At 50.2% G+C, this 24,087-nt stretch carries 21 protein-coding genes; 7 read left to right on the forward strand and 14 right to left on the reverse strand.

The genetic code is table 11. The features are described 5' to 3' along the window. Nucleotides 1–13: 13 nt before the first annotated feature. From astA to rpe, 5 genes are all read right to left on the reverse strand, one after another. The gene (gene astA / locus CWE21_RS06200) at nt 14–1,033 is read right to left on the reverse strand and encodes an arginine N-succinyltransferase (RefSeq protein ID WP_126833585.1); all 1,020 of its coding nucleotides are present in this window, start codon (nt 1,031–1,033) and stop codon (nt 14–16) included. 15 nt (nt 1,034–1,048) lie between these two features. After that, on the reverse strand, nt 1,049–2,251 hold the full coding sequence (locus CWE21_RS06205) for an aspartate aminotransferase family protein (protein ID WP_126833746.1): 1,203 nt from the start codon (nt 2,249–2,251) through the stop codon (nt 1,049–1,051). A 182-nt stretch (nt 2,252–2,433) separates the two neighbouring features. Further along, the gene (locus CWE21_RS06210) at nt 2,434–3,021 is read right to left on the reverse strand and encodes an anthranilate synthase component II (protein WP_126833586.1); all 588 of its coding nucleotides are present in this window, start codon (nt 3,019–3,021) and stop codon (nt 2,434–2,436) included. A gap of 29 nt (nt 3,022–3,050) precedes the next feature. Continuing rightward, nucleotides 3,051–4,058, reverse strand: coding sequence for a tryptophan--tRNA ligase (trpS, locus tag CWE21_RS06215; protein WP_126833587.1), 1,008 nt, complete (start codon nt 4,056–4,058; stop codon nt 3,051–3,053). A 29-nt stretch (nt 4,059–4,087) separates the two neighbouring features. After that, nucleotides 4,088–4,759, reverse strand: coding sequence for a ribulose-phosphate 3-epimerase (rpe, locus tag CWE21_RS06220; protein ID WP_126833588.1), 672 nt, complete (start codon nt 4,757–4,759; stop codon nt 4,088–4,090). A 62-nt stretch (nt 4,760–4,821) separates the two neighbouring features. Between rpe and CWE21_RS06225 the strand changes: the two genes are divergently transcribed. Both CWE21_RS06225 and CWE21_RS06230 read left to right on the forward strand, forming a co-directional pair. Beyond that, the gene (locus CWE21_RS06225; protein ID WP_126833589.1) at nt 4,822–5,295 is read left to right on the forward strand and encodes a hypothetical protein; all 474 of its coding nucleotides are present in this window, start codon (nt 4,822–4,824) and stop codon (nt 5,293–5,295) included. Nucleotides 5,296–5,297: 2 nt separating this feature from the next. Next, a complete protein-coding gene (locus tag CWE21_RS06230) occupies nt 5,298–5,492 on the forward strand; it encodes a DUF2970 domain-containing protein (protein WP_126833590.1) in 195 nt (64 codons plus the stop codon). An 18-nt stretch (nt 5,493–5,510) separates the two neighbouring features. On the opposite strand, the gene prlC is transcribed toward CWE21_RS06230, so the two are convergent. Continuing rightward, nucleotides 5,511–7,577 (reverse strand): oligopeptidase A, encoded by a 2,067-nt coding sequence (gene prlC / locus CWE21_RS06235; protein ID WP_126833591.1) that lies wholly within the window; start codon nt 7,575–7,577, stop codon nt 5,511–5,513. A 105-nt stretch (nt 7,578–7,682) separates the two neighbouring features. Here prlC and CWE21_RS06240 point away from each other — a divergent pair, with 105 nt between their 5' ends. Next, nucleotides 7,683–9,986 (forward strand): S9 family peptidase, encoded by a 2,304-nt coding sequence (locus tag CWE21_RS06240; protein ID WP_126833592.1) that lies wholly within the window; start codon nt 7,683–7,685, stop codon nt 9,984–9,986. Here the strand turns inward: CWE21_RS06240 and CWE21_RS06245 are convergent. Further along, a complete protein-coding gene (locus CWE21_RS06245; protein WP_126833593.1) occupies nt 9,983–10,696 on the reverse strand; it encodes a M48 family metallopeptidase in 714 nt (237 codons plus the stop codon). The two genes, CWE21_RS06240 and CWE21_RS06245, sit on opposite strands and share 4 nt — an antisense overlap. 110 nt (nt 10,697–10,806) lie before the next feature. Between CWE21_RS06245 and gorA the strand changes: the two genes are divergently transcribed. After that, nucleotides 10,807–12,162, forward strand: coding sequence for a glutathione-disulfide reductase (gene gorA / locus CWE21_RS06250; protein ID WP_126833594.1), 1,356 nt, complete (start codon nt 10,807–10,809; stop codon nt 12,160–12,162). Nucleotides 12,163–12,179: 17 nt separating this feature from the next. Here the strand turns inward: gorA and CWE21_RS06255 are convergent, their stop codons facing one another. The 4 genes from CWE21_RS06255 to CWE21_RS06270 all read right to left on the reverse strand — a co-directional run bounded on the left by CWE21_RS06255 (nt 12,180) and on the right by CWE21_RS06270 (nt 15,020). After that, nucleotides 12,180–12,689, reverse strand: coding sequence for a MarR family winged helix-turn-helix transcriptional regulator (locus tag CWE21_RS06255; protein ID WP_126833595.1), 510 nt, complete (start codon nt 12,687–12,689; stop codon nt 12,180–12,182). 64 nt (nt 12,690–12,753) lie between these two features. Then, nucleotides 12,754–13,893, reverse strand: a complete 1,140-nt coding sequence (locus CWE21_RS06260) for a M56 family metallopeptidase (RefSeq protein ID WP_126833596.1) — start codon at nt 13,891–13,893, stop codon at nt 12,754–12,756. Beyond that, entirely contained in the window at nt 13,886–14,266 is a 381-nt protein-coding gene (locus CWE21_RS06265; protein ID WP_126833597.1) for a BlaI/MecI/CopY family transcriptional regulator, read from the reverse strand. The genes CWE21_RS06260 and CWE21_RS06265 overlap by 8 nt, the downstream gene beginning before the upstream one ends. Nucleotides 14,267–14,324: 58 nt before the next feature. Beyond that, complete coding sequence (locus CWE21_RS06270; RefSeq protein ID WP_126833598.1) at nt 14,325–15,020, reverse strand: DNA-3-methyladenine glycosylase I; 696 nt, start codon at nt 15,018–15,020, stop codon at nt 14,325–14,327. A 102-nt stretch (nt 15,021–15,122) separates the two neighbouring features. Here CWE21_RS06270 and CWE21_RS06275 point away from each other — a divergent pair, with 102 nt between their 5' ends. The 3 genes from CWE21_RS06275 (at nt 15,123) to CWE21_RS06285 (ending at nt 20,192) form a co-directional block, all read left to right on the forward strand. Then, the gene (locus CWE21_RS06275) at nt 15,123–16,157 is read left to right on the forward strand and encodes a CNNM domain-containing protein (RefSeq protein ID WP_126833599.1); all 1,035 of its coding nucleotides are present in this window, start codon (nt 15,123–15,125) and stop codon (nt 16,155–16,157) included. 4 nt (nt 16,158–16,161) lie between these two features. Further along, nucleotides 16,162–17,190, forward strand: a complete 1,029-nt coding sequence (locus tag CWE21_RS06280; RefSeq protein ID WP_157982737.1) for a GGDEF domain-containing protein — start codon at nt 16,162–16,164, stop codon at nt 17,188–17,190. Between the two features lie 125 nt (nt 17,191–17,315). Beyond that, nucleotides 17,316–20,192 carry an insulinase family protein gene (locus CWE21_RS06285; protein ID WP_126833601.1) on the forward strand — a complete coding sequence of 959 codons (2,877 nt, stop codon included), beginning with the start codon at nt 17,316–17,318 and terminating at the stop codon, nt 20,190–20,192. Here the strand turns inward: CWE21_RS06285 and CWE21_RS06290 are convergent, their stop codons facing one another. The 3 genes from CWE21_RS06290 to CWE21_RS06300 all read right to left on the reverse strand — a co-directional run bounded on the left by CWE21_RS06290 (nt 20,193) and on the right by CWE21_RS06300 (nt 24,047). Further along, entirely contained in the window at nt 20,193–20,330 is a 138-nt protein-coding gene (locus CWE21_RS06290) for a DUF2256 domain-containing protein (protein ID WP_126833747.1), read from the reverse strand. Continuing rightward, nucleotides 20,326–21,735 carry a DUF3300 domain-containing protein gene (locus tag CWE21_RS06295; RefSeq protein ID WP_126833602.1) on the reverse strand — a complete coding sequence of 470 codons (1,410 nt, stop codon included), beginning with the start codon at nt 21,733–21,735 and terminating at the stop codon, nt 20,326–20,328. Before CWE21_RS06295 ends, CWE21_RS06290 begins: the two co-directional genes overlap by 5 nt. A 155-nt stretch (nt 21,736–21,890) precedes the next feature. After that, nucleotides 21,891–24,047 (reverse strand): S46 family peptidase, encoded by a 2,157-nt coding sequence (locus tag CWE21_RS06300; protein ID WP_126833603.1) that lies wholly within the window; start codon nt 24,045–24,047, stop codon nt 21,891–21,893. Nucleotides 24,048–24,087: the final 40 nt, after the last annotated feature.

The raw sequence follows: 24,087 nt of genomic DNA on the forward strand, positions 1-24,087 counted from the left end.
GCTCCTTGTATGACTAGAGTGCAACGCAACGCGCTGCATCGCCCTCGCTCAAGCGCAAGGCTTGGGCAGTCTCAGGGCTCATAATAATGGTATCGTCGACGAGTTCGACGCGTGCTTGAGCGGCGCGGAAATCACTCACCCGTGTATTACAGACAATGTAACGTGTCGCCTTTGCACTATCTACCGTATCAATGCGCACCTTCATGCGGCGGCTCTCACGCACACTCTTGATGTTGGCAACTTCAACTTCAACGGTAGGACCGGCATCAAAAATATCGACGTAACCACGGAAGCGAAAACCTTCATTTTCAAGCATCCGCAGGGCTGGACGCGTATTTTCATGGACCTTACCAATCACTGCCTGCGCTTCTGGCTCTAACATCTTCACATAGAGTGGAAAGGTTGGCATCAGTTCAGCAACAAAGGCCTTTTCACCAATCCCCGTAAGATAGTCAGCTTGGTTAAAGTCCATGTTGAAAAAGTGCTTTTCAAGCCAACTCCAAAACGGTGACTCGCCATTTTCGTTCGACACGCCGCGCATTTCTGCAATCGCAAATTGACTGAAACGTTCGCGGAACTCAGCCATAAACAACATACGAAAACGCGAGAGCACGCGGCCATTTTGGTTCTTTCGAAATGGCTCACGCAAAAACAAGGTGCACAACTCACTCACACCGGTGTAATCGTTACACAGCGTTAATGTTTCGAGTGCGTTGTAGACATCGAGACTTTTCGAGTGATGAACAACCTTTCCCAAGTGATAGTGATAGAAAGCTTCAGTTAACCCGACCGCAGCTTCAATACCGCTGCAGCCAACCACTTCGCCCGTCTCCGTATCTTCCATGACGAACAAATAGCCTTCTTCACCCGGTTCACTTACGTGCTCGCGAGCAAAGGCTTCTTGTGCACGCGCAATACGGCGTTTCAACAAGCCTTCATCGACTGGCAATGAAGTAAAGCCGTAGCCTGACTCCACTGCGCAGGTGTAGAGCGCCGCATAGTCCTGCGGCGTTATCGGACGTACCACTAACATAAAGGCTCCGCGGACTTAACCGACGATCTTCGCGATCGCTTTTTCAAAACGCGCTAAACCTTCTAACACGTCCGCTTCAGGAATAATCAATGATGGCGTGAAACGCACCACGTTTGGCCCCGCAACCAAGACCATCACGCCTTCATCGGCGCCAGCATTGAGGAAGTCACGAGCCTTACCGGCATATTCTTCTGTCAATTCAGCGCCTAACAACAAGCCTTTACCACGGATATCTTGGAAAATACCGTAACGCTCGTTGATTTCATTTAATTTGCTTTTGAAAAGCTCTTCCCGTGCTTTCACGCCTGCCAACACTTCGTCAGTGTGCACCACATCAAAAACCGCTTCGGCGACTGCACAAGCCAACGGGTTACCACCATAGGTACTACCATGCGTGCCAGGTTTAAGATGTTCAGCAATGGCCGCAGTCGTTAGCATGGCGCCGATTGGGAAGCCACCGCCTAGCGACTTCGCTGAAGCTAAGATATCAGGAGTCACGCCTAACTGTTGATAAGCATATAGGCTGCCAGTACGGCCGAAGCCTGTTTGTACTTCATCAAAAATCAACAGTGCGTTGTACTTATCGCAAAGCTCGCGCACGCCTTTTACAAATTCTGCATCAGGACTAATTACGCCGCCTTCACCTTGCAGAGGTTCCATCATTACCGCACAGGTTTTTTCTGACATCTGTGCTTCTAACGCTGCCAAGTCGTTGTAATCAACGTGCTCAATGGCACCAGGTTTAGGTCCGAAACCATCTGAGTAAGCTGGCTGTCCGCCAACGGTCACGGTGAAGAAAGTACGGCCGTGGAAGCCTTTGGTAAAGGCAATAATTTGGTTCTTTTCGGCACCATGCTTATCCAATGCCCAGCGACGCGCCAGCTTCAGCGCAGCTTCGTTGGCTTCGGCGCCTGAGTTGGCGAAATAAACGCGATCTGCAAAGGTGGCATCGGTAAGCTTTTTCGCTAGACGGATAGCAGGCTCGTTGGTGAACACATTACTCAAGTGCCACAGTTTGTTGCCTTGCTCGGTCAAAGCGTTCACCATCGCTGGATGGCAATGACCCAGACAGTTAACGGCGATACCACCAGCAAAGTCGATGTACTCTTTGCCTTCTTGGTCCCAAACACGAGAACCTTCACCTTTCACAGGGATCATTTTCGCTGGGTTGTAGTTGGGTACCATTACGTCATCGAAGGTAGCACGGGTAACTTTCATGTGTTCTGCCATAAATTCCTCTCATTCGGATTCATATACGGGGATTTGAGTGGCCGTATTATGGCAGAAATTAACTCGTTTGTCGTGGCTACAGAGCAGAAAAAACAGGCGTTTCAGCTTGTTGCGTTAAGCTTGCGGGGATGCTGCATAACTATGCATAGGGTACGAGGATCAATGAATAGTTAACGCTGGAAATCGCCGCAAAATTGCACAAAGTTTTGCAAAACCTGATGACCATATTCTGTTTCGATGGCTTCAGGATGATATTGCACCCCCCAAATCGGCAGGTCACGGTGGTGAATTGCCATGATCTCCTCGGGCTGCTCGGACGTCCACGCATCAACAATCAAGGCGTCAGGTAAACTTTCGGGCGCTAGAACTAAGGAGTGATAGCGCGCTACTTTGAAGCTTTCCGGCAGGCCCTGCATCAAGCCACTGTTGTTATGTCGTATAGTTGACGTTTTGCCGTGCATGATTTGTTGAGCGCGCACGACCTGAGCTCCGAATGCCTGACCGATCGCTTGGTGCCCCAAACATACACCTAACAAGGGCACCAAACCCGCAAATTCGCGAATAGCCGCCAAGGTTATGCCGGCGTCATTGGGTGTGCATGGGCCGGGCGACAAAATGATGCCGGATAATTGCAGTTCATGTATTTCTGCCAGAGTGATTTCATCGTTTCGCGCAACTTTAACCGTACACCCGAGCTCGCGCATGTAACGCACAACATTGTGGGTGAATGAGTCATAGTTATCGATCATTAAAAACATAGCACGGCTCACGAACCTAAAGAGGCGTGCTATTCAGGACGAGGGACGAAGCCAATGACGTCATAAACTTTACGTAACGTTTCCGCTGCATGCGCGCTAGCTTGATTAGCGCCCTTCGCCATGACTTCATTGAGGAAGTCCATGTTGTTGCGATAGTCATGATAACGCTGTTGAATCGGTTCAAGCATGGCTACCACTGCTTCGGCAGTATCGGTTTTCAAATGACCATACATTTTGTCTTCATAGGCCGGCACTAAATCGGCAATCGGCGTGCCGGTCGCAGCAGATAAAATCGACAAGAGATTAGAGACACCAGGCTTTTCTTCTACATCAAAATAGATGCGTGCTTGCTCGTCGGAGTCCGTCACCGCACGCTTTAGTTTCTTGGTGATTTTCTTCGGCTCTTCAAGCAGGCCAATAAAGTTGTTTGGATTGTCATCCGACTTCGACATTTTTTTCAATGGATCTTGAAGGCTCATTACCCGTGCGCCGACCTCAGGAATAAACGGGTCAGGGATGGTAAAGACATCACCATAAATATTATTAAAACGCGTAGCCACATCCCTTGCCAGCTCAAGGTGTTGCTTCTGATCGTTACCGACAGGAACTTGGTTCGCTTGATACAGCAAGATATCGGCGGCCATGAGAGCTGGATAGGTAAATAGCCCAGCATTGATGTTGTGCGCATGACGGTCTGACTTGTCCTTAAACTGCGTCATACGGTTTAACTCGCCCATTTGCGTGTAGCAGTTCAAAATCCAGGCCAGCTGCGCATGCTCAGGTACATGTGACTGTACGAAGATAGTGCTTTTCTCTGGATCAAGGCCGCATGCCATGTACAGCGCTAAGCCATCTAGCGTTGCTTCGCGTAATTTTTCTGGTTCTTGGCGCACGGTAATGGCGTGGAGATCAACCAACATAAAACGGCAATCATGGGTATCTTGCATGCGCACCCACTGACGCAGAGCGCCAATATAGTTACCAATAGAGAGTTGTCCAGATGGCTGGCAGCCGCTTAATACAATGGGTTGACTCATGATTATTTCCGTTACTTCACTTAAGTTAATTAATTGACCGAGGCCAATTCGGCACGCATGTCGTTAATGACTTGGGCATAATCGGCTTGATTGAAAATGGCAGACCCCGCAACAAACATATCAGCACCTGCGGCGGCAATTTCGGCGATGTTTTCCGTCTTCACACCACCGTCGATTTCGAGGCGGATATCGAAACCACTGGCATCGATGCGCTGACGCGCTTTGCGCAGCTTATCAAGTGTCGCGGGAATAAACTTTTGCCCGCCGAAGCCCGGGTTAACTGACATCAATAAGACTACATCGACTTTGTCCATGACATAATCGAGATAGTGTAAAGGTGTTGCCGGATTAAAGACGAGCCCCGCTTTGCAGCCATGATCGCGAATTTGCTGCAAGCAGCGGTCGACATGGGTCGCAGCTTCGGGATGGAAAGTGATAATCGAGGCGCCAGCATTGGCAAACTCGTCGATCATTCGCTCCACTGGCTCTACCATCAGGTGCACATCGATAGGAGCCTCAATGCCGTAATCTCGTAACGCCTTACACACCATTGGGCCAATGGTTAGATTGGGGACAAAATGATTGTCCATCACATCGAAGTGGACCACGTCGGCACCCGCCTTCAATACAGCATCGACTTCTTCGCCTAAGCGCGCAAAATCTGCGGACAAGATTGACGGGGCGATAAGATAATCAGCCATAACAAACTCCGATGTAATGAAAGTGACCCAAATCACGCGTAAGCTGCGTAGAAAGTGCACTAGTGTACCAGACCTATGAGCGCTTGCCAGTCAAAAAAATACGCTATAATGCTTGGCAAATACCTCTAGTTACTGTTAAATTGTACGTAATTCACACAATTGGTGTAGGAGTGTCGAACGTGGCAAAACACGTCGCAAAAGCTACCATACAAAAAGCCAAGCAGCACAAGAAAGCCTTTTCCGGGTTTGTTGTGGCGGGGCTCTTTGTGTCTATGGCGATGTTTGGCACCGACAGCACTGGTACTATTACGGCTTCTGAAGAAGCGTGTAAGAAACTTCTGAATAACTCCGAGCAACCAGCAGCAGTACAACAATGCATTGAAAGCAATACAACCAGTACTTTAAGCTGGTCAAGCTGGTTCCGTGGCGGCAGTCGATCTACCCAATTCCACTTCCTTGATTTGTTCGAGTTGCTGTTTGGTGATAGTGAACAACAAGCGCATAAGTACGGCAGCAACAAGAAAGTCAGCCTCTGATCATGAGCGCTAACCAACCTAATTTCTTCAGTGTTATTGTTAGCGTACTTGCTGCACTCTTTGGGGTGCAAACTGAACAGAATCGCCAGCGCGATTTCACCAAAGGTCACCCAGGCATTTTCATCGCGGTAGGCGTATTCTTTATCGTTCTCTTCGTTGCGACCTTACTCTTAGTGGTCAACCTAGTCCTGCCCTAGGCGCATCATCTAGGGCAGCTAAAGTGCCGCCCCAGCCTGTTCTAATGACTCAATGCCTGAATGGCGTAACAGTGCTTCGACATCTGGCTCGCGACCACGAAACTCTTTGAATAGCGCCATCGCGTCACGCGTACCACCGCGCTCCAGAATGGCATGCAAGAAATCTTGACCTACCTCGCGACTAAAAATACCTTCTTCTTCAAAACGGCTGAACGCATCAGCAGAAAGAACTTCAGCCCACTTGTAGCTGTAGTAACCCGCCGCATAGCCGCCAGCGAAAATGTGCCCGAAACTATGCTGAAAACGGTTGTATTCAGGTGGTTTTCGCACCGCGACTTGCGCTCGAACTTGATCGAGAATGCTTTGGATTTGATCGCCTTGTTGCGGGTCATAATCGCGGTGAATACGCAAATCAAAAAGACTAAATTCTAGCTGCCGCACCATTTGCATCGCTGACTGGAAGTTTCGCGCCGCAAGCATACGATCTAACATTTCCTGTGGTAGCGACTCACCGGTTTCGTAATGACCGGAAATAATGGCCAAAGCATCCGGCTCCCAGCACCAGTTTTCAAGAAACTGTGAGGGCAACTCTACGGCGTCCCAAGCGACCCCGTTAATGCCTGATACGCCGGCAACATCAACTTGCGTTAGCATATGATGTAAGCCATGTCCAAACTCGTGGAACAAGGTTAATACCTCGTCGTGGGTGAACAATGCCGGCTTGTCACCTTGCGGCTTATTGAAGTTACAGGTCAGATAAGCCACTGGCCGTTGCAGCTGTTGCTGCTGGGTCACGCGTCGTACAGCACATTCAGCCATCCACGCGCCACCACGCTTACCGCTGCGGGCATAGAGATCTAAAAAGAAGCTGCCACGCGGCTCGCCATTGCTATCGGTGATTTCGAAATAGCGCACATGTTCATGATATTGAGAAGGCGCTGAGGTCTCACTAATTTGCATTCCAAACAGGCTTTCTACGACGCTGAACAAGCCTTTCAGAACTTGCCCTTCTGGAAAGTACGGGCGGAGTTCTTCATCGGAAATCGAATATTTTTGTTGTTTCAACTTCTCGCTGAAGTAGGCAACATCCCAAGCTTCCAGTTGAGCTACGCCAAAGGTTTCACGCGCGAAATCAACAACCTCTTGATAGTCTTGTTTGGCCTGAGGGAGTGAGCGGCTGGCGAGATCCTGCAGAAAACCCTCGACCTGCTCGGGTGACTCAGCCATTTTGGTTGCTAAGCTCAACTCAGCGTAATCTTTAAAACCCAGCAATTGTGCTAACTCATGACGCAAGGCCAAGGTTTCCGCCATGATCTCAGTGTTATCATAGTTGCCAGCTTCTGGGCCCTGATCGGAAGCTCGCGTAGTAAAAGCTTGGTACATGACTTTGCGCAATTCGCTGTCGTCGGCATACATCATGACCGGCAAGTAGCTCGGAATCGATAAACCAAAGCGCCAGCCTTGCTGTTCATTTTCCTCTGCGGCACTTGCGGCGGCTGCAATGGCACTCTCAGGCAGGCCAGCCAAACGCTTCTCGTCCGTCACCAGATAGTGCCAACCATCGGTGGCATCCAACAAGTTGTTGCTGAACTTCGATGCTAAATCAGAGAGGCGCGTCTGAATTTCCGCGTAGCGCTTTTTCTCATCTGCCGGCAAGGCAACACCGGAGAGTTTGAAGTCACGTAATGTATCGCTGACCACTCTGCGTTGCGCTTCGCTTAATTCAGCGAATTCGTCGCTATCCGCCAGAGCTTTGAAGGCTTTGTACAAACCTTCATGTTGACCAACAAAGGTGCCGTAATCGCTTAACATAGGTAAACATGCGTCATGCGCCTCACGCAATTCTGGCGAGCTCACGACCGCGTTCATATGCGACACTGGCGACCAACTGCGTTCCAGCAAGTCGTCGACCTCTTCCAGAGGCGCCACAAGGCCTTGCCATGAGAAGTCGCCAGCCGCGATCACTTGCTCTATGGTCGCTTTGCAAGCTGCAATACGTTGCTCAATTGCAGGCACGATATGCTCTGGTTGAATAGCAGCAAATGGCGGCAAATGGTAATCACCTAATAAAGGGTTTTGACTCATGCGGCTTCCTCTTGAATAATGCGCTGTGTAAGTACTCTACAGCAGATGTTTGGCCGAAGTTCAATTTTTCAAGGCGGCAACTGCCCAAACAGGACAACAATAATCATGAAACTTACCCAAGTTACCCGTCGGCACGCCCGAAATACGTTGGGTGCAGGCCTTGCACTCATTGTCTTAGTCGGTTGTAGCAGTATGTCTACAGCGCCAGCGACTTCCACTTCTGTCGCCAATGGCACCACAGGTGAACAGTTAACACTCGAGCGACTCTATACTGACGCAACTTTACATGCTGGCGGGGTACCGCCCACCCGTTGGCTCGCCGATGGCAGTGGCTATACTACGCTCGAAGCTGCGTCTCAAGGCGAAGGCAATGACCTCGTTCGTTACCACCCCGAAACGCAGGCACGTGAAGTTCTCATTAGTGCCGCTGAGCTTACGCCGAGCGGACGCAACGAACCGCTTGCGCTAGCCGACTACCACTGGTCAAACGATGGCAGTAAGCTACTGATCTTTACCAACACCAAACGTTCATGGCGCACCCACACCTTGGGTGACTATTGGGTCTTCGATCTCGACACGCGCAAATTGCAGCAGCTTGGGCAATTTGCCGATGCGTCGACTCTGCAATTCGCCAAATTCGACCCGGCAGCTCAGCGCGTGGCTTATGTCGTCAAGAACAACATCTATGTTGAAGCTCTGGCCACCGGCGAAGTGACGCAACTTACCCATGACGGCAACGATACCATCGTCAATGGCACCTTCGACTGGGTAAACGAAGAAGAGTTTTTCTTACGAGACGGCTTCCGCTGGAGCCCGGACGGCGAACATATTGCGTATTGGCAATTAGACACCGAAGGTACGCCGATCTTCACTATGATCAACAATACCGATTCGCTGTATCCGACCTTAAAAACCTTTCCCTACCCTAAGGTAGGTGAAACCAATGCAGCCATGCGCATTGGTGTGATGGATGCCGATGATGGCGACACCACTTGGATGCAGGTACCAGGCGATCCGCGTCAGCATTACTTAGTCCGGATGCAATGGGCAGGTAACTCTGAAGAACTATTGATTCAGCAGCTGACACGGTCACAAGCGATCAACAAGACTTTCATTGCTGATGCGGGTAACGGCGAAGTCAGCGAACTGTTACGGGAAACGACAGAAAGCTGGGCCGAGTATGTCGACGAAGTTAAGTTCTTCGATAACGGCGACTTTACTTGGTTAAGCGAGCGCAGCGGCTACCGCCATATTTATCGCGTTGATCGTGACAGCGGTCGTCTCAATGCCATCACGCGCGGTAATTGGGATGTCGTCGAGGTGCTGCAAATCAACCAGCAACAGGGCTGGGTTTATTTTATCGCCTCACCGGAAACACCGCTCGAGCGCTATCTGTTCCGTGCCAGCCTTGATGGCTCGGGCAAGCTTGAGCGACTCACACCAGCAGCACCGGGTACCCACAGCTACCAATTGTCGGCCAATGCCGACTACGCTGTGCATACCTACTCACATGCTATGCAAGTACCACAAGTTGATATGGTGAGCCTACCAGACCACCAGCAGATCCGAATGATTAAAGACAACGCCAGTGCTCAGCAAGCCTTTAACGACCTTGCGAAAGGCTCTTTCGAGTTTTTCCAAGTGCCGGCTCGTGACGGTCTTCTGCTCGACGGTTTTTTAATGAAGCCAGTCGATTTTGACCCTAGCAAAGAGTACCCAATTGTCTTTTACGTATACGGCGAACCTTGGGGCCAAACCGTGAGCAATAGCTGGGGCGGTGAACGCTTTCTTTGGCACACTTACTTAACTCAGCAGGGCTATATTGTTGCCTCCATCGATAACCGCGGCACGCGCTCACCGCGTGGTTTTGAATGGCGACGTTCGATCTATAAGAACCTCGGCGTAGTGACTGTGCGTGACCAGTACGATGCACTACAAGCGATGACCGAACGTTGGGACTTTATCGACGAAGAACGTGTCGGTATTTGGGGTCACAGTGGTGGTGGTTCGCAAACCTTGAACGCCTTGTTCCGTTACCCTGAAAGCTACCATGTTGGGCTAGCTTTAGCTCCAGTACCTGATTTGACGCTCTATGACACTATCTACCAAGAGCGCTACTCTGGTTTGTTACCTGAATCGGCTGAACGTTATGCTGAAACCTCAGCTATCACTCTCGCTGAGAACTTGCAAGGTGATTTGCTGTTAGTACATGGAACCGGCGATGACAACGTGCATTTTCAAGGATCAGAGCGCTTAGTCAACGAACTGATCAAACATGGTAAGCAATTTGAATATTTTGCCTACCCGAATCGCACGCATGGCATTCGCGAGGGCGAAGGCACAACACTGCATTTGCGCACCATGATGACTGACTTCCTTCGGGAAAACTTACCAACCGGCGCCCGTTAAGGCGCATCGTTGTAGTCTAAATAGGCTTCGTTCAGTACGGTCATACCGTGCTGGCGGAGCCATTTTTCTGCTTGCTGATAGTCTTCTGAATACCCCGCTACGAGTTGCCAAAAGCGTGCACTGTGGTTGAATTCTCGTAAGTGGCATAGCTCATGAATGACGACATTGCGTATCACCCACTCCGGCGCTAACCACAACTTCCAACTGAATTTAAGCTCGCCACGGCGATTGCAATGCCCCCATTTACTTGAGAAATTTCCCACATCCCAACTTTGCGGCTGCAATTCATGCGTGCTCGGCCAAACTCGAAAGAAATCATCGAGCCACTGCTGTGCTTGTTGCTGGTACCATTTTCGCACCAGTTCGCGGGGTTCTTTGGCTGGATTACTCCTTGGCGTAACAGTGGCAACCAGGTTCTGGCCGATGCGCTCGCAGGATTTTCGCGAGGCTTGCTTAACCACTAAATGCAATGGCTCGCCCAGCCAGCGTAATCGTTCACCAGACTGCCACGCCCTCTTATTCAACTGATGTAGCACCGCGCGCTGCTCGCGTAAGTGACGCTCGATCCACGCTTGCTTAGCTTGCACGAACGCATACACTTGCCGCTCCGGCATTCGCTGCGGGGCCTGCACGAGGACTTCACCGTCCCGAACTTTTATGGCAATCGAGCGACGGCGACGACTGCGTTGAATTGGATAGATTGCGCTCATCGATTTTTTCAGCTTAAGGATTGACCTAGTTACGTTGCACAGACACCCATTTTAGGTGATCATACTGCCTTTCGTTTTTCCAAGACTAGCATGTTACAGGAGTACAACGCATGACTCGACATTACGATTATTTAGCCATCGGCGCTGGCAGCGGCGGTATTGCCTCTGCAAACCGTGCCGCCATTCGTGGCGCGAAAGCTGCGGTTATTGAAGCCAAAGCCGTTGGCGGAACTTGTGTCAATGTCGGTTGTGTTCCGAAAAAAGTCATGTGGTATGGCGCACACATTGCTGAAGCCATCAAATACAGTGAAGCCTATGGCTTTGACCTGAAACAAAATGGCTTCGATTGGGGTACCTTGGTGCGTAACCGCGAAGCCTACATCGAGCGGATTCACGGTGGCTATAAGCGTGGCTTTGAAAGTAATGGCGTGGAGTATATCGAGGGCTTCGCACGCTTCGTCGACAAAAATACCGTGGAAGTGAATGGTGAGAAAATCACTGCCGACCATATTACTATCGCGGTAGGCGGTCGAGCTATTATTCCAAGCTGTGAAGGTGCCGAATACGGTATCGACTCTGATGGCTTCTTCGCTTTAGAAGAGCGGCCGAATAAGGCTGTGGTCGTTGGTGCCGGCTATATCGCCGTCGAAATCGCTGGCGTGCTGCATGCCTTAGGTGCCGACAGCCATCTCCTAGTGCGTCGTGACCGCCCCTTGCGCTACTTCGACGAAGATATTACCGATGCTTTACTCGAACGCTTAGCGCAGGATGGCCCGACCCTCCACACCAATACCGTGGTACAAAAAGTCGAGAAAGGTGATGATGGCCTGCTGACGATTCACACCGAAACTGGCGATGCTATTGAAGGCGTGGACTGCCTCGTGTGGGCGATTGGTCGCGAGCCGGCAACAGACAAAATTAATCTTGAAGCCGCAGGCGTAGAAGTCGATCCGGTTGGCTTCATCCGCACCGATAAATATCAAAACACCAATGTCGAAGGTATCTATGCCGTTGGTGATATTACCGGTGAAGCACAACTGACCCCGGTGGCGATTAAGGCAGGGCGATTACTGTCAGAACGTTTATTCAACCCTGAGTTACCCGACGCACACATGGATTACACACAGATCCCAACCATTGTGTTCAGTCATCCACCTATCGGCACGGTCGGCTTAACCGAGGTTGAAGCGATCGCTAAATATGGCGAGGGCAATGTGAAAGTTTATCGCTCTAAATTCGCAGCGATGTACAACGCCGTTACTCCTCACCGTGCGCTAAGCACGTTCAAGCTTGTTTGTACGGGCCCAGAGGAAAAAGTGGTTGGTATTCATGGTATTGGCGAAGGTATGGATGAAATTCTACAAGGCTTCGCGGTGGCAATGAAGATGGGCGCCACCAAAGCAGATTTTGACGCTACCGTCGCCTTGCACCCTACCAGTGCAGAAGAGTTCGTGACCTTACGCTAATAGCGTTAGTAAGACTCTTACCTGACCTGGCTTTGCACCTTCAAAAGCAGCTCTTGGAGCTGCTTTTGTTCGTTAGGGCTCAAGCCCGCCATAATTTGCTCAGCTAGTTGAAAACGTGTCGTGGTTATCTCGTCAATCAACGCTTTGCCCTGTGCCGTTAGCGCTAATACCCGCGAACGTTTGTCATCCTGAGCATGTGTTCGCGTCAACAGACCGCGTTGAATCAAGCGGTCACAACAAAGCGTCAATGCCCCCGACGTGATGCGCACCTCTTCCAGTAATAAACTCGGCGTTCCTTGAAAAGGCTCACCTTGGCGTCGCAAGCAGGCTAAAACATCGTGTTCACGTTGACTTAAGCCTGCCTCTTTTAACGCGACACCACCTAGATCTTCAAGGTTCGCGGCCACCCCAAGTATACATCCAATAAGGCCAGCTTCTGCTACTGGCAGATCAGGACGTTGCGCTTGCCACTGCTCAGTGACACGCGCAAGTAAATCAGGAAAGCGATTGAGGTTATTAATTGCCAAAGCATGAACTCAGTTATGACTTTGCACAAAGATTATTCCCTTCGTGCAAAGTCTGCAAGACTCTTTAGTCGGAAGCCAGTTGAAAAGCCAGAGCGACTTGGTGTCCTTCACCAGCAAAACGTGGATCGTACCGCCATTTACTGAGTGCTGTTTTTGCTGCCTCGTTAAAGATATCGGCTGGTTTAGCATTAAGTATCTCAATATTGGCTACTTTACCATCTGTGGTAACGCTGAAGCGCATGACCACCTGGCCTTCGATACCTTGCTGCGCAGCCGCGACTGGATAGCTCGGATTCACACGTACTATGGGTCGTGCGTCCTCTTTTGCCTGTCCAGCGGCCATAACCGGTGACTGCCACGCAATAATGAATGTCATCGTCAAAAGACTCAGTACCAACAAGGGCCAGTAACGTAAGGGTCTTGCTGATTGCAGTTGTAAAATACGTTCTTTCATAGTTGTGTTTGCTCCGTAGCGGTAATGATGAGGGCTCAACGTCCCCTCGGTAATTGCAGTAGCCGCTACCTGCACTAACGTCTGACCATATTGCGCCCGCTCAGTAACCGAGGCACGTGCGAGCACTTGAGCATCACAAGCAAGCTCCTGATCATAACGAAAGCGGCGGTAACACAACCAAGCTACTGGATGAAACCAGAAAATTGCGCAGATCCCATAGGCGAGAGCGTTCGCCAATAAGTCTCCGCGCTGCCAATGTTGTTTTTCATGCGCCAACATTAACTGGCGTTGCTGCCTATTAAAGCGCTGGGCAAAATCGCGCGGCAGATACAATATTGGCCGCAGTAGACCCGCGATGGCTGGCCCTGCGCCAGCATTTGTGCGGACCACGCGTAACCTACCGATCCGCCAGTAACGCCGTTCACGCGGCCACTGCAGCAGTAACACTGTCAATGCTACCGCCACCCCCAACAACCAAATCCAGTAAAACGTCATACTATACGATGCTGCAACAACTGTTGTTATTTGCTGCTGAGCTTGGACCAAGACCAACCAAGCCGCGCTGCTTTCGTGCCACTGTGGCCACCATTGTTGTGGCAACGCGCTGACAATCAACGCTAAGGGTAAGAGAGCCCAAAGACTATAAAGGGTTCTGGCGCCGAAGTTTCTTAACAACCAGCGGTGGCAGCCGAGTCTGACTGCGCCGAAGCAGATAAGAATTAAACTACTACTGAGTACCCAATCAATCATTCGAGCCTTCCTGCTCGAGCTTGTCGAGTAAGGCTTTAAGTTCACGAATATCGTCGTCACTCAGGTTGTCGGTCGCCGCAAAACTGGCTACCAAAGGTGCAACTTTTCCAGAGAACAAGCGCTTTACGAAGTTCTTGCCGGCATGGCGCTGATAGTCTTGCTCGGTGATGGTCGGGTGATAAAGGTAGGCGCGCCCTTGTTGTTGATAGTCAAGCGCGCCCTTTTGTACCAATCGATTGAGCATGGTTTTGATAGTCTTCGCTTGCCAATCAGAGGTATTTTGTAAACGCTCGACAATTGCGATGGCGGGAAGTGGTGCTTCTTGCCAGAGTACCTTCATGACTTCCAGTTCGGCATTGCTGATCTCGATCATCGGAAAACCCTTACGATTACACTTGTAAGCAAAAGGATTACAGACGTAATCTAAACTGTCAAACTTTTTTTCTTGTCGGTTCTGCCGCAGTTGCGTCAACGGTCATTGAGAGAATCCGTGACAAGTGACTAAACGGTAGCCCCGTCTCTTCATGCCAGCCATTAAAAACGCTTTGGATTTGCTTTAGGCCGCGCTGGCTGGTTTCGCTACCTTCAAGCAATTTATGATTCCGCAAGGCAGTGAGGACGTCTGGAGAGAGTACGTAGCCATCCCAGCCGACGCGCCGTAAGAAGTGCTGTGCGGTAGCACCGCCTAAGCGTGAACCATGCTTTTTAAAATAAGTGAGCAATTGCGCTTGTTGTTCGGATGGGTACTGCGCCAAAAATTCGCCGAAACTTCCGTATTCTTCGCTAATTTCGACGATCATGCGGGCATTTACGGGGACAGTTTCAATTTTCTGCCAATTGCGGATGATCCGTGTGTCGTCGGCAAGTTGCTCGAGACGCTCAGGCGGCACCTGCTGCCAATAAAGCGGCACAAAGCCACTAAAAGCCTCTTCAAAACCGGGCCACTTGGCGTCGATAATGCGCCACACAAATCCAGCACGAAAAATGCCGCGGGTCATTTCAGCCAAGTAAAAAGCGTCTGACTGTTCACGTAGCTGCGCTGCGGAGGCAAGTTTGGGCAACCGTGCATTAAGTTCTTTCTCGCCTTTGCGGGCAAGTGCTCGTTCATAAAAATACGCAAACTTCACCTTAGACTCCTTCGTTTTAACTTCGCTCTTTATCGTATTTCTAGCGCATACGGCAGAACTTATGGTAGCTTCAGCATAACCGAATCAAGAAACTGGATACGAATGTTTTTACTAATTGTTTTTGCTTTTATCGCCATTGGTGTTTCCTTTTTATGCTCGGTGCTTGAGGCCGCTTTACTCTCGATAACACCAAGCTATATCGCACAACAAAAAGCGACGAAACCTAAACTGCACAAAAACTTACAACGTTTAAAAGCGAATATTGACCGCCCGCTCGCAGCAATTTTGACTCTGAACACTATCGCCCATACTGTCGGTGCAGCAGGCGTTGGTGCGCAAGTAGGTGTGGTGTTTGGTGATGGCTATTTGGCGATTGCTTCGGCGGTGATGACGCTGCTGATTTTGGTTCTCTCAGAGATCATTCCAAAGACGATTGGTGCGAAATTTTGGCGTGGGCTCGCCCCGATGTTGCCGCCGACACTGAATTTCATGATTCTCAGCCTGAAGCCTTTCATTTGGCTATCGGACCAAGTTACCAAGCGCATTGGCGGTGAATCGCATGACATCGATGTGCGCAACGAAATTAAAGCACTGGCAATTGTCGGCAACGAGCAAAACGTTATCGATAGTGACGAGAAACGTGTGATCAGTAATATTCTTGACCTTCATGCCATCAAAGTAAGTAAGGCCATGACCCCGCGTACGGTAAGCGAGTCCGTGCGCCCCGACTGTACGGTTGCTGAGTTCCTCGAGCAGGTCAAAGCGATGCCTTACTCACGCTTTCCGGTGATTGACACAGACGAAGTGCCGCACGGTTTGATTTTGCGTAACGAAGCACTCGAATCGCATCGCGACGAGAAAATAAGCACCTTGGTTCGCGACATCGAGGTGTTATCACCTTCAGTGGATTTGGAAAGTGCGTTAACGCGTTTTCTCGAAACACGGCAACATATGGCGGTGGTTTACGACGAGCATGGAACATGGCTCGGTGTGATCACGCTGGAGGACATCATTGAAACAATTCTAGGCCAGCCGATTATGGATGAAACTGATACCGTGCCAAGCTTGCGTCGCTATGCGAAACAACGTTGGGGGCAGCGTATCAAGGCCGATTCTGACGCCAACGAAAAGGAATAGTCTTTTGCTGACGGCAACGACGCATCAGTCAATACGGCATCAAGCTCAGTTACTCAAAGCGGTACTGAAAATTGTGGTGCTGTTTTCACTTTTGATCGGAAGTTTGAACGTTTTCGTTTTTGCCGCCTTTATGGTCGCGACCTTCAACTTTTTAACCGCTTTTTTTGCCAGCGCCATTCTATTTTTTTACAACCGCAGCGCGAATCTAAGGTTGGCCTCATGGCTGACCTGTTTAGCGGTCATCTTTAATGTCGCGGTATTTATTCATCTAGCGGACGGACGCAATTACTCGATTTTATGGGTAATGATCATCCCCCCGATCGTATTTTTCCTTCTTGGCAAGCAGATAGGCGCTTGGCTGACCGCTGGCGTATTTGCCTACAGCATTGCCCTCATGGCTTACCAACTGCAACAACCACGGCAAGAAACGCAAGGCTTAGGCGCACTGCTGAATATCATTGAAGTATGCACAGCTTTATGGTTCTTATTTCGCTTTTACGAAGGCTCTCGGCAGGCAGCCTACCGCGAGCTTGAGAGCCTCTCCGCAACTGATAAACTCACTGGACTCGCCAATCGCAGCAAGCTAGATAACTTATTACTCGACGTTCATCAAAAAAGACGCGACGCTGAAATTAGCTCGGCAACCGTGGTGATTTGTGACATCGATCACTTCAAACGCATCAATGATGAATTCGGGCATCTAGAAGGGGACCGGGTACTTCAAGCCCTCGCGCGCCAACTCAAGGCTGAAGTCGGTGATCAAGGCGTGGTCGGCCGTTGGGGCGGCGAAGAGTTCATGTTCATATTCTCTGAGCGTGACGTCGCGTCTACCGTGCAATTTTGTGAACACCTTCGCACAACGATTCAGAATCATAGCCCATCGAGCAAACGTGCGTTGACCCTCAGTTTTGGGATTGCCCAATTGCACCCTCAACACTCAATTGAGCACGCGCTCTTGTGCGCCGACCGTGCGCTCTATCGCGCCAAGCAAGACGGAAGAAATTGTGTACGATGTGCTGAGCGCGACGTTTAGTTTTTCAAATTTTGTTACAAAGCTCTTTGCTCGTTTACTTTCAAACGCTCTACAACTCGCAATTTAGCCCCTAAACTCAGACCTGACTTATTTCTTCATTCATCCGTTTTTAAGAGCAACCGACCATGAAACGATTATTTTTGAGTAGTGCCATAAGCTTGGCGCTGTTAAGCGGCTGTAGCACACAGACCGTTATGCCAGAACCGACGACGCAGGTTGAGCAGGCACAAGCCAAAGTCGTGAAATCACCGAACGACGACCGTGAGTACCGCGTCATCACCTTACCAAACCAGATCGAAATCATGCTGGTTTCTGACCCAAGTACTGAAAAGTCAGCTGCATCGTTGAGTGTTGGCGTGGGATTATTACAAGATCCAATGACTCAACAAGGCATGGCCCACTACCTTGAGCACATGCTCTTCCTTGGTACTGAAGATTATCCGGATACCAAGGGCTATTCGGAATTTATGACCGCCAACGGTGGTTCGCAGAATGCCTACACGTGGCTCGACATTACCAACTACATGTTTAGTGTGAACAACGACGCAGTCGACGAGGCTTTGGATCGTTTCTCAGACTTTTTTAAAGCCCCTATGCTTTACCCGGAATACACCGATAAAGAGAAAAATGCCGTCAATGCAGAATGGTCAATGCGCCGTGAAATGGACTTTTTTGGCCAATTTAAACTGGCACGAAACTTATTGGGCGATCACCCAGCGAATCGCTTTTTGATCGGTAACCTTGAGTCGTTAGGTGACAAAGAAGGTAGTCAATTACATGCCGAAACCGTCGCCTTTTATGAGCGCTACTATTCAGCGAATATTATGAAAGTCGCGCTGTTAGGAAATCAGTCGCTGGATGAACTCGAAGCTTTGGCACGTGAACACTTTAGCGAAATTGAAAACCAAGCGATTGCCGAGCCTGAAGTGACGGCGAGCATCGACTTTACAGAAGTTGGCGGTAAGCGTATTCACTATGTTCCAAACCAAGACGTTAAGCAGTTACGGTTGGAATTTATTATCGACGACAACAGCGATGACTTTGCCGTTAAACCTAATCAATTCATCTCTTATTTGATCGGCTCTGAAATGCCTGGAACACCGGCATTTTTGCTTAAGAATAGTGGCATGATTTCAAGCCTCAACGCTTCTGCCAGCCCGACTTACTACGGTAATTACGGCACGCTCTCTATTGACGTCAACCTTACCGATGCAGGCATGCAAAATCGCGAAATGATAACTGCCATGCTATTGCAATATATCGAGCTGATTAAAGCCGAAGGCGTTGATGCGAAATACTACGACGAGATCAAAACGAGTCTTGATAACCAATTCCGCTTCTTAGAAAAGTCGGATGAGTTTGGCTATGTTTCGAATCTTGCTGAAGCTATGCAGAATGTACCAGCAAGTATGGCGATTGCAGCGCCTTACCATTACGAGCGCTTCGACGCCGCTGCTATCCGTAGCGTACTCGACCAACTCACACCAGAACGTTTGCGCGTTTGGTACGTGAGTAAGCAAGAGCCGCACGACAGTGAATTGCACTACTATGACGGTAAATACCAAGTGGTGGATATCAGTGCGGAAGAGCAAGCTAGCTGGCAACAAGCACTGAACATTCCGATGCAACTCCCGGCAGTGAATAATATGCTGCCAGAGAACTTTGAGCTAGTTGCGGATAGCCAACGCGATAAGCCAGAAGTTGTTGTCGAGCAAGACGGTATTCGCGCATGGCATTATCCGAGTCAGGATTTTGCTGACCAACCACGCGGCTGGCTCGATATTCATATGAATTACCCTGCTGCGTTGTCATCTGCGAAAGCCGATGTGCTGTTGTCGCTTTGGCGCGATCTCTATACCTTGCAGCAAAGTGCGCTCGCTACTGAAGCGGGCATCGCCGGCATGAATATGAGCCTTTCAGCAGGTACCGGTTTGACCATGCGCGTCGGCGGCTTTACCGATAAGCAGTCCATGTTATTGGAAAAAGCACTCGCGGGGCTGGTCGTCAATGTCGACGAGCAAGGTTTCGCCCAAGCGGTTGATCGTTATGTTCGTGCGCTGCAAAACCAAGGGAAGCAGTTCCCGTTTTACCAAGCGTTTGGCGCCTATAACAAACTGATTCGCGAAGGTAGTTTTAACACTGAACAGCTTATCAAAACGGCACAGGAATTAACGCCGGCTGATCTGACTAGTTTCATGAGCGAGTTTTTACAAGCGAACCACACACGCATTTTCGCCTTTGGTAACTACAATCAAGCAGCACTGGAAAACGTCGTCAGTACCGTTGCCGATGCGTTACCAGAGGAGCGTGATAACTTTGCCTATCGCCGCGCAGCATTCTGGCGTCCCCAAGTAGGTGAAACACTGGTGTGGCAGCAAGATATTGATGTTGCCGATGTTGGCCTTATCGACGTTAAGGTGAATCCAACCCCAGGTTACGCAACCTTTGCGGCGGCAACTGTTCTCAAAGATCACTTCAGTAATGTGGCCTTTGACCGCCTGCGTACGGAAGAGCAACTTGCTTATGCCGTTGGCGGCACTGCGACGCGACTGGATGATTACACTGGTTTCGCCATGTACATTCAAACCCCAGTTAAAGACGCAGCAGCCATGCAAGCCCGTTTCGATAAGTTCCGCGACGAGTATGCTGCCGTTCTTGCTGAATTAACGGAAGAAGAGTTCGCGCAACTGAAGGCAAGTACACTGGTAACCCTGAAAGAGCCACCGAAGAATATGTCAGAAGAAGCGCAGCCGCTAATCAGCGATTGGTATCGTGAAGAGTTCGACTTTGACAGCAAACAGCAACTGATTGACGCTGTGGAACAGGTCACTCTGGCTGACGTTCAAGCTTTCTATCAGGAAACGATGATGAACTCTGAGGCTGCACGGATTAACGTGCAAATGCGTGGTACGAAGTTTGTCGAACAGCCATTTGCCAATTTCGAGCAGCAAACTCAGGTTGAGAACTTAGCTGACTTCCACAAGGACATGGAAAAGCAGTAACTAAGTTTTAGAACGACTGCGGGAGCAGCGTTGGGAGCAGTATTTCACCTGCTCCCAATCGCGCTCCCATTTTTTTCGCCAAGTAAAAGGACGTTGGCATACCGGGCAAACTTTACTCGGCAAGTGCGCCTTCTTAATCAATTTCCCTTACATCTCCTCGTTGTGGACTTGGCCGCTTAACCGCAGGCTTAGGCCTTTCAACACGCTCAGGCTTGCGCACCACCGGCTTAGGTTGTTGCGGCTTCGACTCGAAGCGCGGTTGCTGACGAATAACCCGCTGCTCTGGACGCGGTTCGACGCGCGGCTGCTGACGGATAACACGCTGCTCCGGACGCGGCTCTATACGCGGTGGCTGACGCACCACAGGCCGATCTGGCTGCGGTTCAACTCGTGGCTGCCGTACAATCGGCTGTTCCGGCTTCGCAGGTTTCGCCGGTTGCGGACCAAACCGCGGTTCACGGCGTAGTTCAGGCTGCTCAGCACGCGCTTCTAACCGCGGCTGTGCGGGTCGACGCATACGTGGCTCTGCCTCAGCTTCGAATAACCGACGACGCAACTCTACTTGTGGTGGACGTTGTTCACGCACAGGCTTACGCACAATACGACCCGGCTCGTCCGCGCGATCAAATTTTGGCGGATTTTGTACTAGGTCACGATGACGGTAGTCGACGTTACGACGATGACGCGGATCATGGCGCCAGCGGTCACCATCACCAGGGCGCGGTCGATAATAATCACGGCGGTCACGACGATCACGACGGTCGCGATCGTGATAATGATGGTGATGAATCACGACATAACGGTTGCGCCAATAAAAGTCGCTAAAGAAATACCAACTTGGCACGTTGTACGAGAGTGTCCAGTGCACGCCTCGGCCAAAACTTACCGAAACGCCAAAACCATCCCAATACACCGGAGGCCGACGATGCCACCATGAACCATACACATAACGGCTATCGTAAACCGGTACATAGACATATTCACGACGCACCGTTTCAATACGGATCACCTCTGGCTCACGCTGCACTACTACGCGCTCGTCAGTACGCAAATTACCGGCCGCATAAGCACGGTCACGCAGCACTTGAATGCTCGCTAAGACATCTTCTTGTTGTGCTAAAAATGCTTCGCCGACGGCTTGGGTCCACTCCAGATCTTCACTCATACGTTTCAGCACGTCAGGCGTTGCGACCAGAGCTTTGACGCTTGGGTCCCAATCTTGCGCATCAGCTTCATCTAAACGGCGCTCGGCCGACCAATGCTGGTGGCGTTCGACCCAGCGCTCAGCTTGGATAACCTCCAGCGGATAGGTCGCCGCAATCAGGATATGTGACAACAAACTATCAGGATAAAGCGCGATCGGAGCGAGCATGCGGTCCAGATCTGCACGTTCATAGAAACCATCCACAGCGTAGGCCGTGTAGTTCTCCGTCGAGTTTGCGTAGGCTTGGGGTACCGTAGTACAACCCACGGAAGCTGCCAAAGCCAAGGACACGACACTTAACTTCAACAACGGTAGTTTGGCTAATTTTGCTTGTCTCATCTGAGAGCCTCCGTTTGTTGGATGGTTCTACCATCAGTAACAGTATAGACGCTCATCAGCTCATGACCGTGACCTAATACGAGTAAAGGGAATGTAAATAAGTGTTTCTGAGACCATAAAAAAAGCCGCTCTGCTGAGCGGCTTTTCCCGAGCTTTTATTTAATTCCAAGCTCTTTCAGAAGGTTATCTGCTGCGTCTACATGTTGCATTTGCCACAACATAAAACGGCTATCGACTTGGATCGAACGGGTATTATCAATATTGAAGTCCCAATCCGAAATAATCGAGTCCAAGGTGCCGTCAAACGCTAAGCCAACAAGTTCTGCTTTGCCGTTTAGCACGGCTGAGCCCGAGTTACCGCCAGTAATATCAAGCGTAGCCAAGAAGTTCACCGGCACCGAGTTAAGGCTTTCTACGTAATAATCGCCATATTCTTTGGCAGCAATCGCGTCGAGCTGCTCTTGTGGCGCATTGAACTCACCTTCACCGGTCGCTTTTTGCTGAATACCACGCAGCGTTGTGAAAGCTGTCCATGCAGTCCCGTCATAGGTACCGTGGTCACGGCCAGTCACCGTGCCGTAAGTGACACGAAGGGTACTATTGGCATCAGGATAAACCGCTTCGCCTTGCTCATTCATGAAGGCAATTTTCGCTTTCATATAATTTGCATACGCTTCTTGGATCTTGCCCGATAGCTCCTCGCTTTTATCTTGTTCTGCTTCCTGCTGAGGGTACAAAGCCACCGCAGCTTTAACAAAAACGTCTTGGCTGTCGCCAAACTGGCTTGGCTTCGCGGCTAACAGTTCATTGCGCGTATCGAGTTCGGTCAGGTCCGTTGCGGCATACCACGAAGCAATCAATTCGCGAAGTTCGGCATCGCTCATATCATCGGCGAGGCCGAGCACCTCATCAAAAGTACTGTCGCGTTGCGCCGCTGGCACTTGCAGGTAGTTCTTCAAATTATAAAAGTCGAGTGCTTGCTCAACGCTACTATCAAAACTACGGTCGAGACCCGCCATGTAGGCTTTATAGCGCGGCAGATCGCGCTCCTGGTAGCCGACTTCACGCTCGGCATCTGGCTTGGTCTGCTCTTGGCTGAGTTTATACAAAGCTTGTGCTACACCGAGTAAACGTGGTGTGGCCAACGAACGATAATAATCATTACGATCTCCTTCGTGGCGCTCTGCTAATAGGGCTTCAATTGCCTGCAAGTCTTCCGCATAAGCCGCACGGTTCTCAGCAGATTTATTCACCCATTCCGTCAAGGCAGCATGCTCCGCCTTTTTCCGCTCGAGCAAGTCTGAGTTGGCAAAGCTATCAAGCATCCCCTGACGATTTTTCAAGTAGTTGTTCAAACCGGCAACTCGGCTAGCATACTTCAACTCGGCATCTTTGTTGTCAGCGGTTTGCGCAGCAATAATATCGAGGTTTTCACGGAAACGCTGGACGGTATTCGGATAGCTCCACTCAAAAGTGTTCTCAACCTCACTTGGCAAGCGGTGGCGGTTGGTGCGACCCGGATAGCCCAAGGCCATCACAAAATCACCTTCATTAAGTGCGTCTTGGCTGATTTTTAGGTGAAAATCAGGCTGGTACGGAACATTTTCTTCTGAAAATTCAGCGGACTCGCCTTCAGGACTTACATAAGCACGATAGAACGAGTAGTCGCCAGTATGTCGTGGCCACATCCAGTTGTCGGTATCGCCACCAAATTTACCCACACCTTCAGCAGGCGCATGAACTAAACGTACATCTTTAATTTCAAGTTGCTTGATCAGATAGTACTCAAGACCACCATAGAAAGAGGAGACACTACAGCGGTGTCCAGCATCTTCTTCGCAGGCTGCCACAATTTGCTTGTAGTTGTTTTCGATAGCGTCAACGCGCTCCTTGCCAGTGAGGGCTGCGGTTTCACTGTCAATAACTTGGGCCGTGACATTTTCAACTGCTTTGGTCACGTAGATGCGCGAACCCGGCGCTGCGGCGACTTCGTCGGCCATTGTTTCGGCAAGAAAGCCATTGGCAAGCAGGTCGTTTTCTGGCGTTGAGTTGTAAGCAATGCTGTTATAAACACAGTGATGGTTAGTTACCACTAATCCCTGCGGCGAAACAAATGAGGCCGAACATCCACCTAAGCTCACCACGGCTCCCATCGGAAACTCAGTGAGCTTGGTCAAGCTAGCGGGATCAAGCTCTAACCCAGCGGCTTGCAGTTTGTCGGCAATTTCAGGGAGCTGTTGAGGCATCCACATGCCTTCGTCAGCCAGTGCTGTGGTACTCAAAAGCGCCAGCGCAATCAATGACTTTTTCATAGTTATTCTCGTGTTGATGAACCAATGACGTTAATAAAAA

It is taken from the genome of Pseudidiomarina aquimaris (assembly GCF_003987395.1).
Lineage (GTDB): Bacteria > Pseudomonadota > Gammaproteobacteria > Enterobacterales > Alteromonadaceae > Pseudidiomarina > Pseudidiomarina aquimaris.

What these genes read in the sequence shown, in the direction of transcription:
- astA (WP_126833585.1), bottom strand. Translation starts at nt 1,033, where the DNA reads ATGTTAGTGGTACGTCCGATAACGCCGCAGGACTATGCGGCGCTCTAC.
- CWE21_RS06205 (WP_126833746.1), bottom strand. Translation starts at nt 2,251, where the DNA reads ATGAAAGTTACCCGTGCTACCTTCGATGACGTAATGGTACCCAACTAC.
- CWE21_RS06210 (WP_126833586.1), bottom strand. Translation starts at nt 3,021, where the DNA reads ATGTTTTTAATGATCGATAACTATGACTCATTCACCCACAATGTTGTG.
- trpS (WP_126833587.1), bottom strand. Translation starts at nt 4,058, where the DNA reads ATGAGTCAACCCATTGTATTAAGCGGCTGCCAGCCATCTGGACAACTC.
- rpe (WP_126833588.1), bottom strand. Translation starts at nt 4,759, where the DNA reads ATGGCTGATTATCTTATCGCCCCGTCAATCTTGTCCGCAGATTTTGCG.
- CWE21_RS06230 (WP_126833590.1), top strand. Translation starts at nt 5,298, where the DNA reads ATGAGCGCTAACCAACCTAATTTCTTCAGTGTTATTGTTAGCGTACTT.
- prlC (WP_126833591.1), bottom strand. Translation starts at nt 7,577, where the DNA reads ATGAGTCAAAACCCTTTATTAGGTGATTACCATTTGCCGCCATTTGCT.
- CWE21_RS06240 (WP_126833592.1), top strand. Translation starts at nt 7,683, where the DNA reads ATGAAACTTACCCAAGTTACCCGTCGGCACGCCCGAAATACGTTGGGT.
- CWE21_RS06245 (WP_126833593.1), bottom strand. Translation starts at nt 10,696, where the DNA reads ATGAGCGCAATCTATCCAATTCAACGCAGTCGTCGCCGTCGCTCGATT.
- gorA (WP_126833594.1), top strand. Translation starts at nt 10,807, where the DNA reads ATGACTCGACATTACGATTATTTAGCCATCGGCGCTGGCAGCGGCGGT.
- CWE21_RS06260 (WP_126833596.1), bottom strand. Translation starts at nt 13,893, where the DNA reads ATGATTGATTGGGTACTCAGTAGTAGTTTAATTCTTATCTGCTTCGGC.
- CWE21_RS06265 (WP_126833597.1), bottom strand. Translation starts at nt 14,266, where the DNA reads ATGATCGAGATCAGCAATGCCGAACTGGAAGTCATGAAGGTACTCTGG.
- CWE21_RS06275 (WP_126833599.1), top strand. Translation starts at nt 15,123, where the DNA reads ATGTTTTTACTAATTGTTTTTGCTTTTATCGCCATTGGTGTTTCCTTT.
- CWE21_RS06285 (WP_126833601.1), top strand. Translation starts at nt 17,316, where the DNA reads ATGAAACGATTATTTTTGAGTAGTGCCATAAGCTTGGCGCTGTTAAGC.
- CWE21_RS06295 (WP_126833602.1), bottom strand. Translation starts at nt 21,735, where the DNA reads ATGAGACAAGCAAAATTAGCCAAACTACCGTTGTTGAAGTTAAGTGTC.
- CWE21_RS06300 (WP_126833603.1), bottom strand. Translation starts at nt 24,047, where the DNA reads ATGAAAAAGTCATTGATTGCGCTGGCGCTTTTGAGTACCACAGCACTG.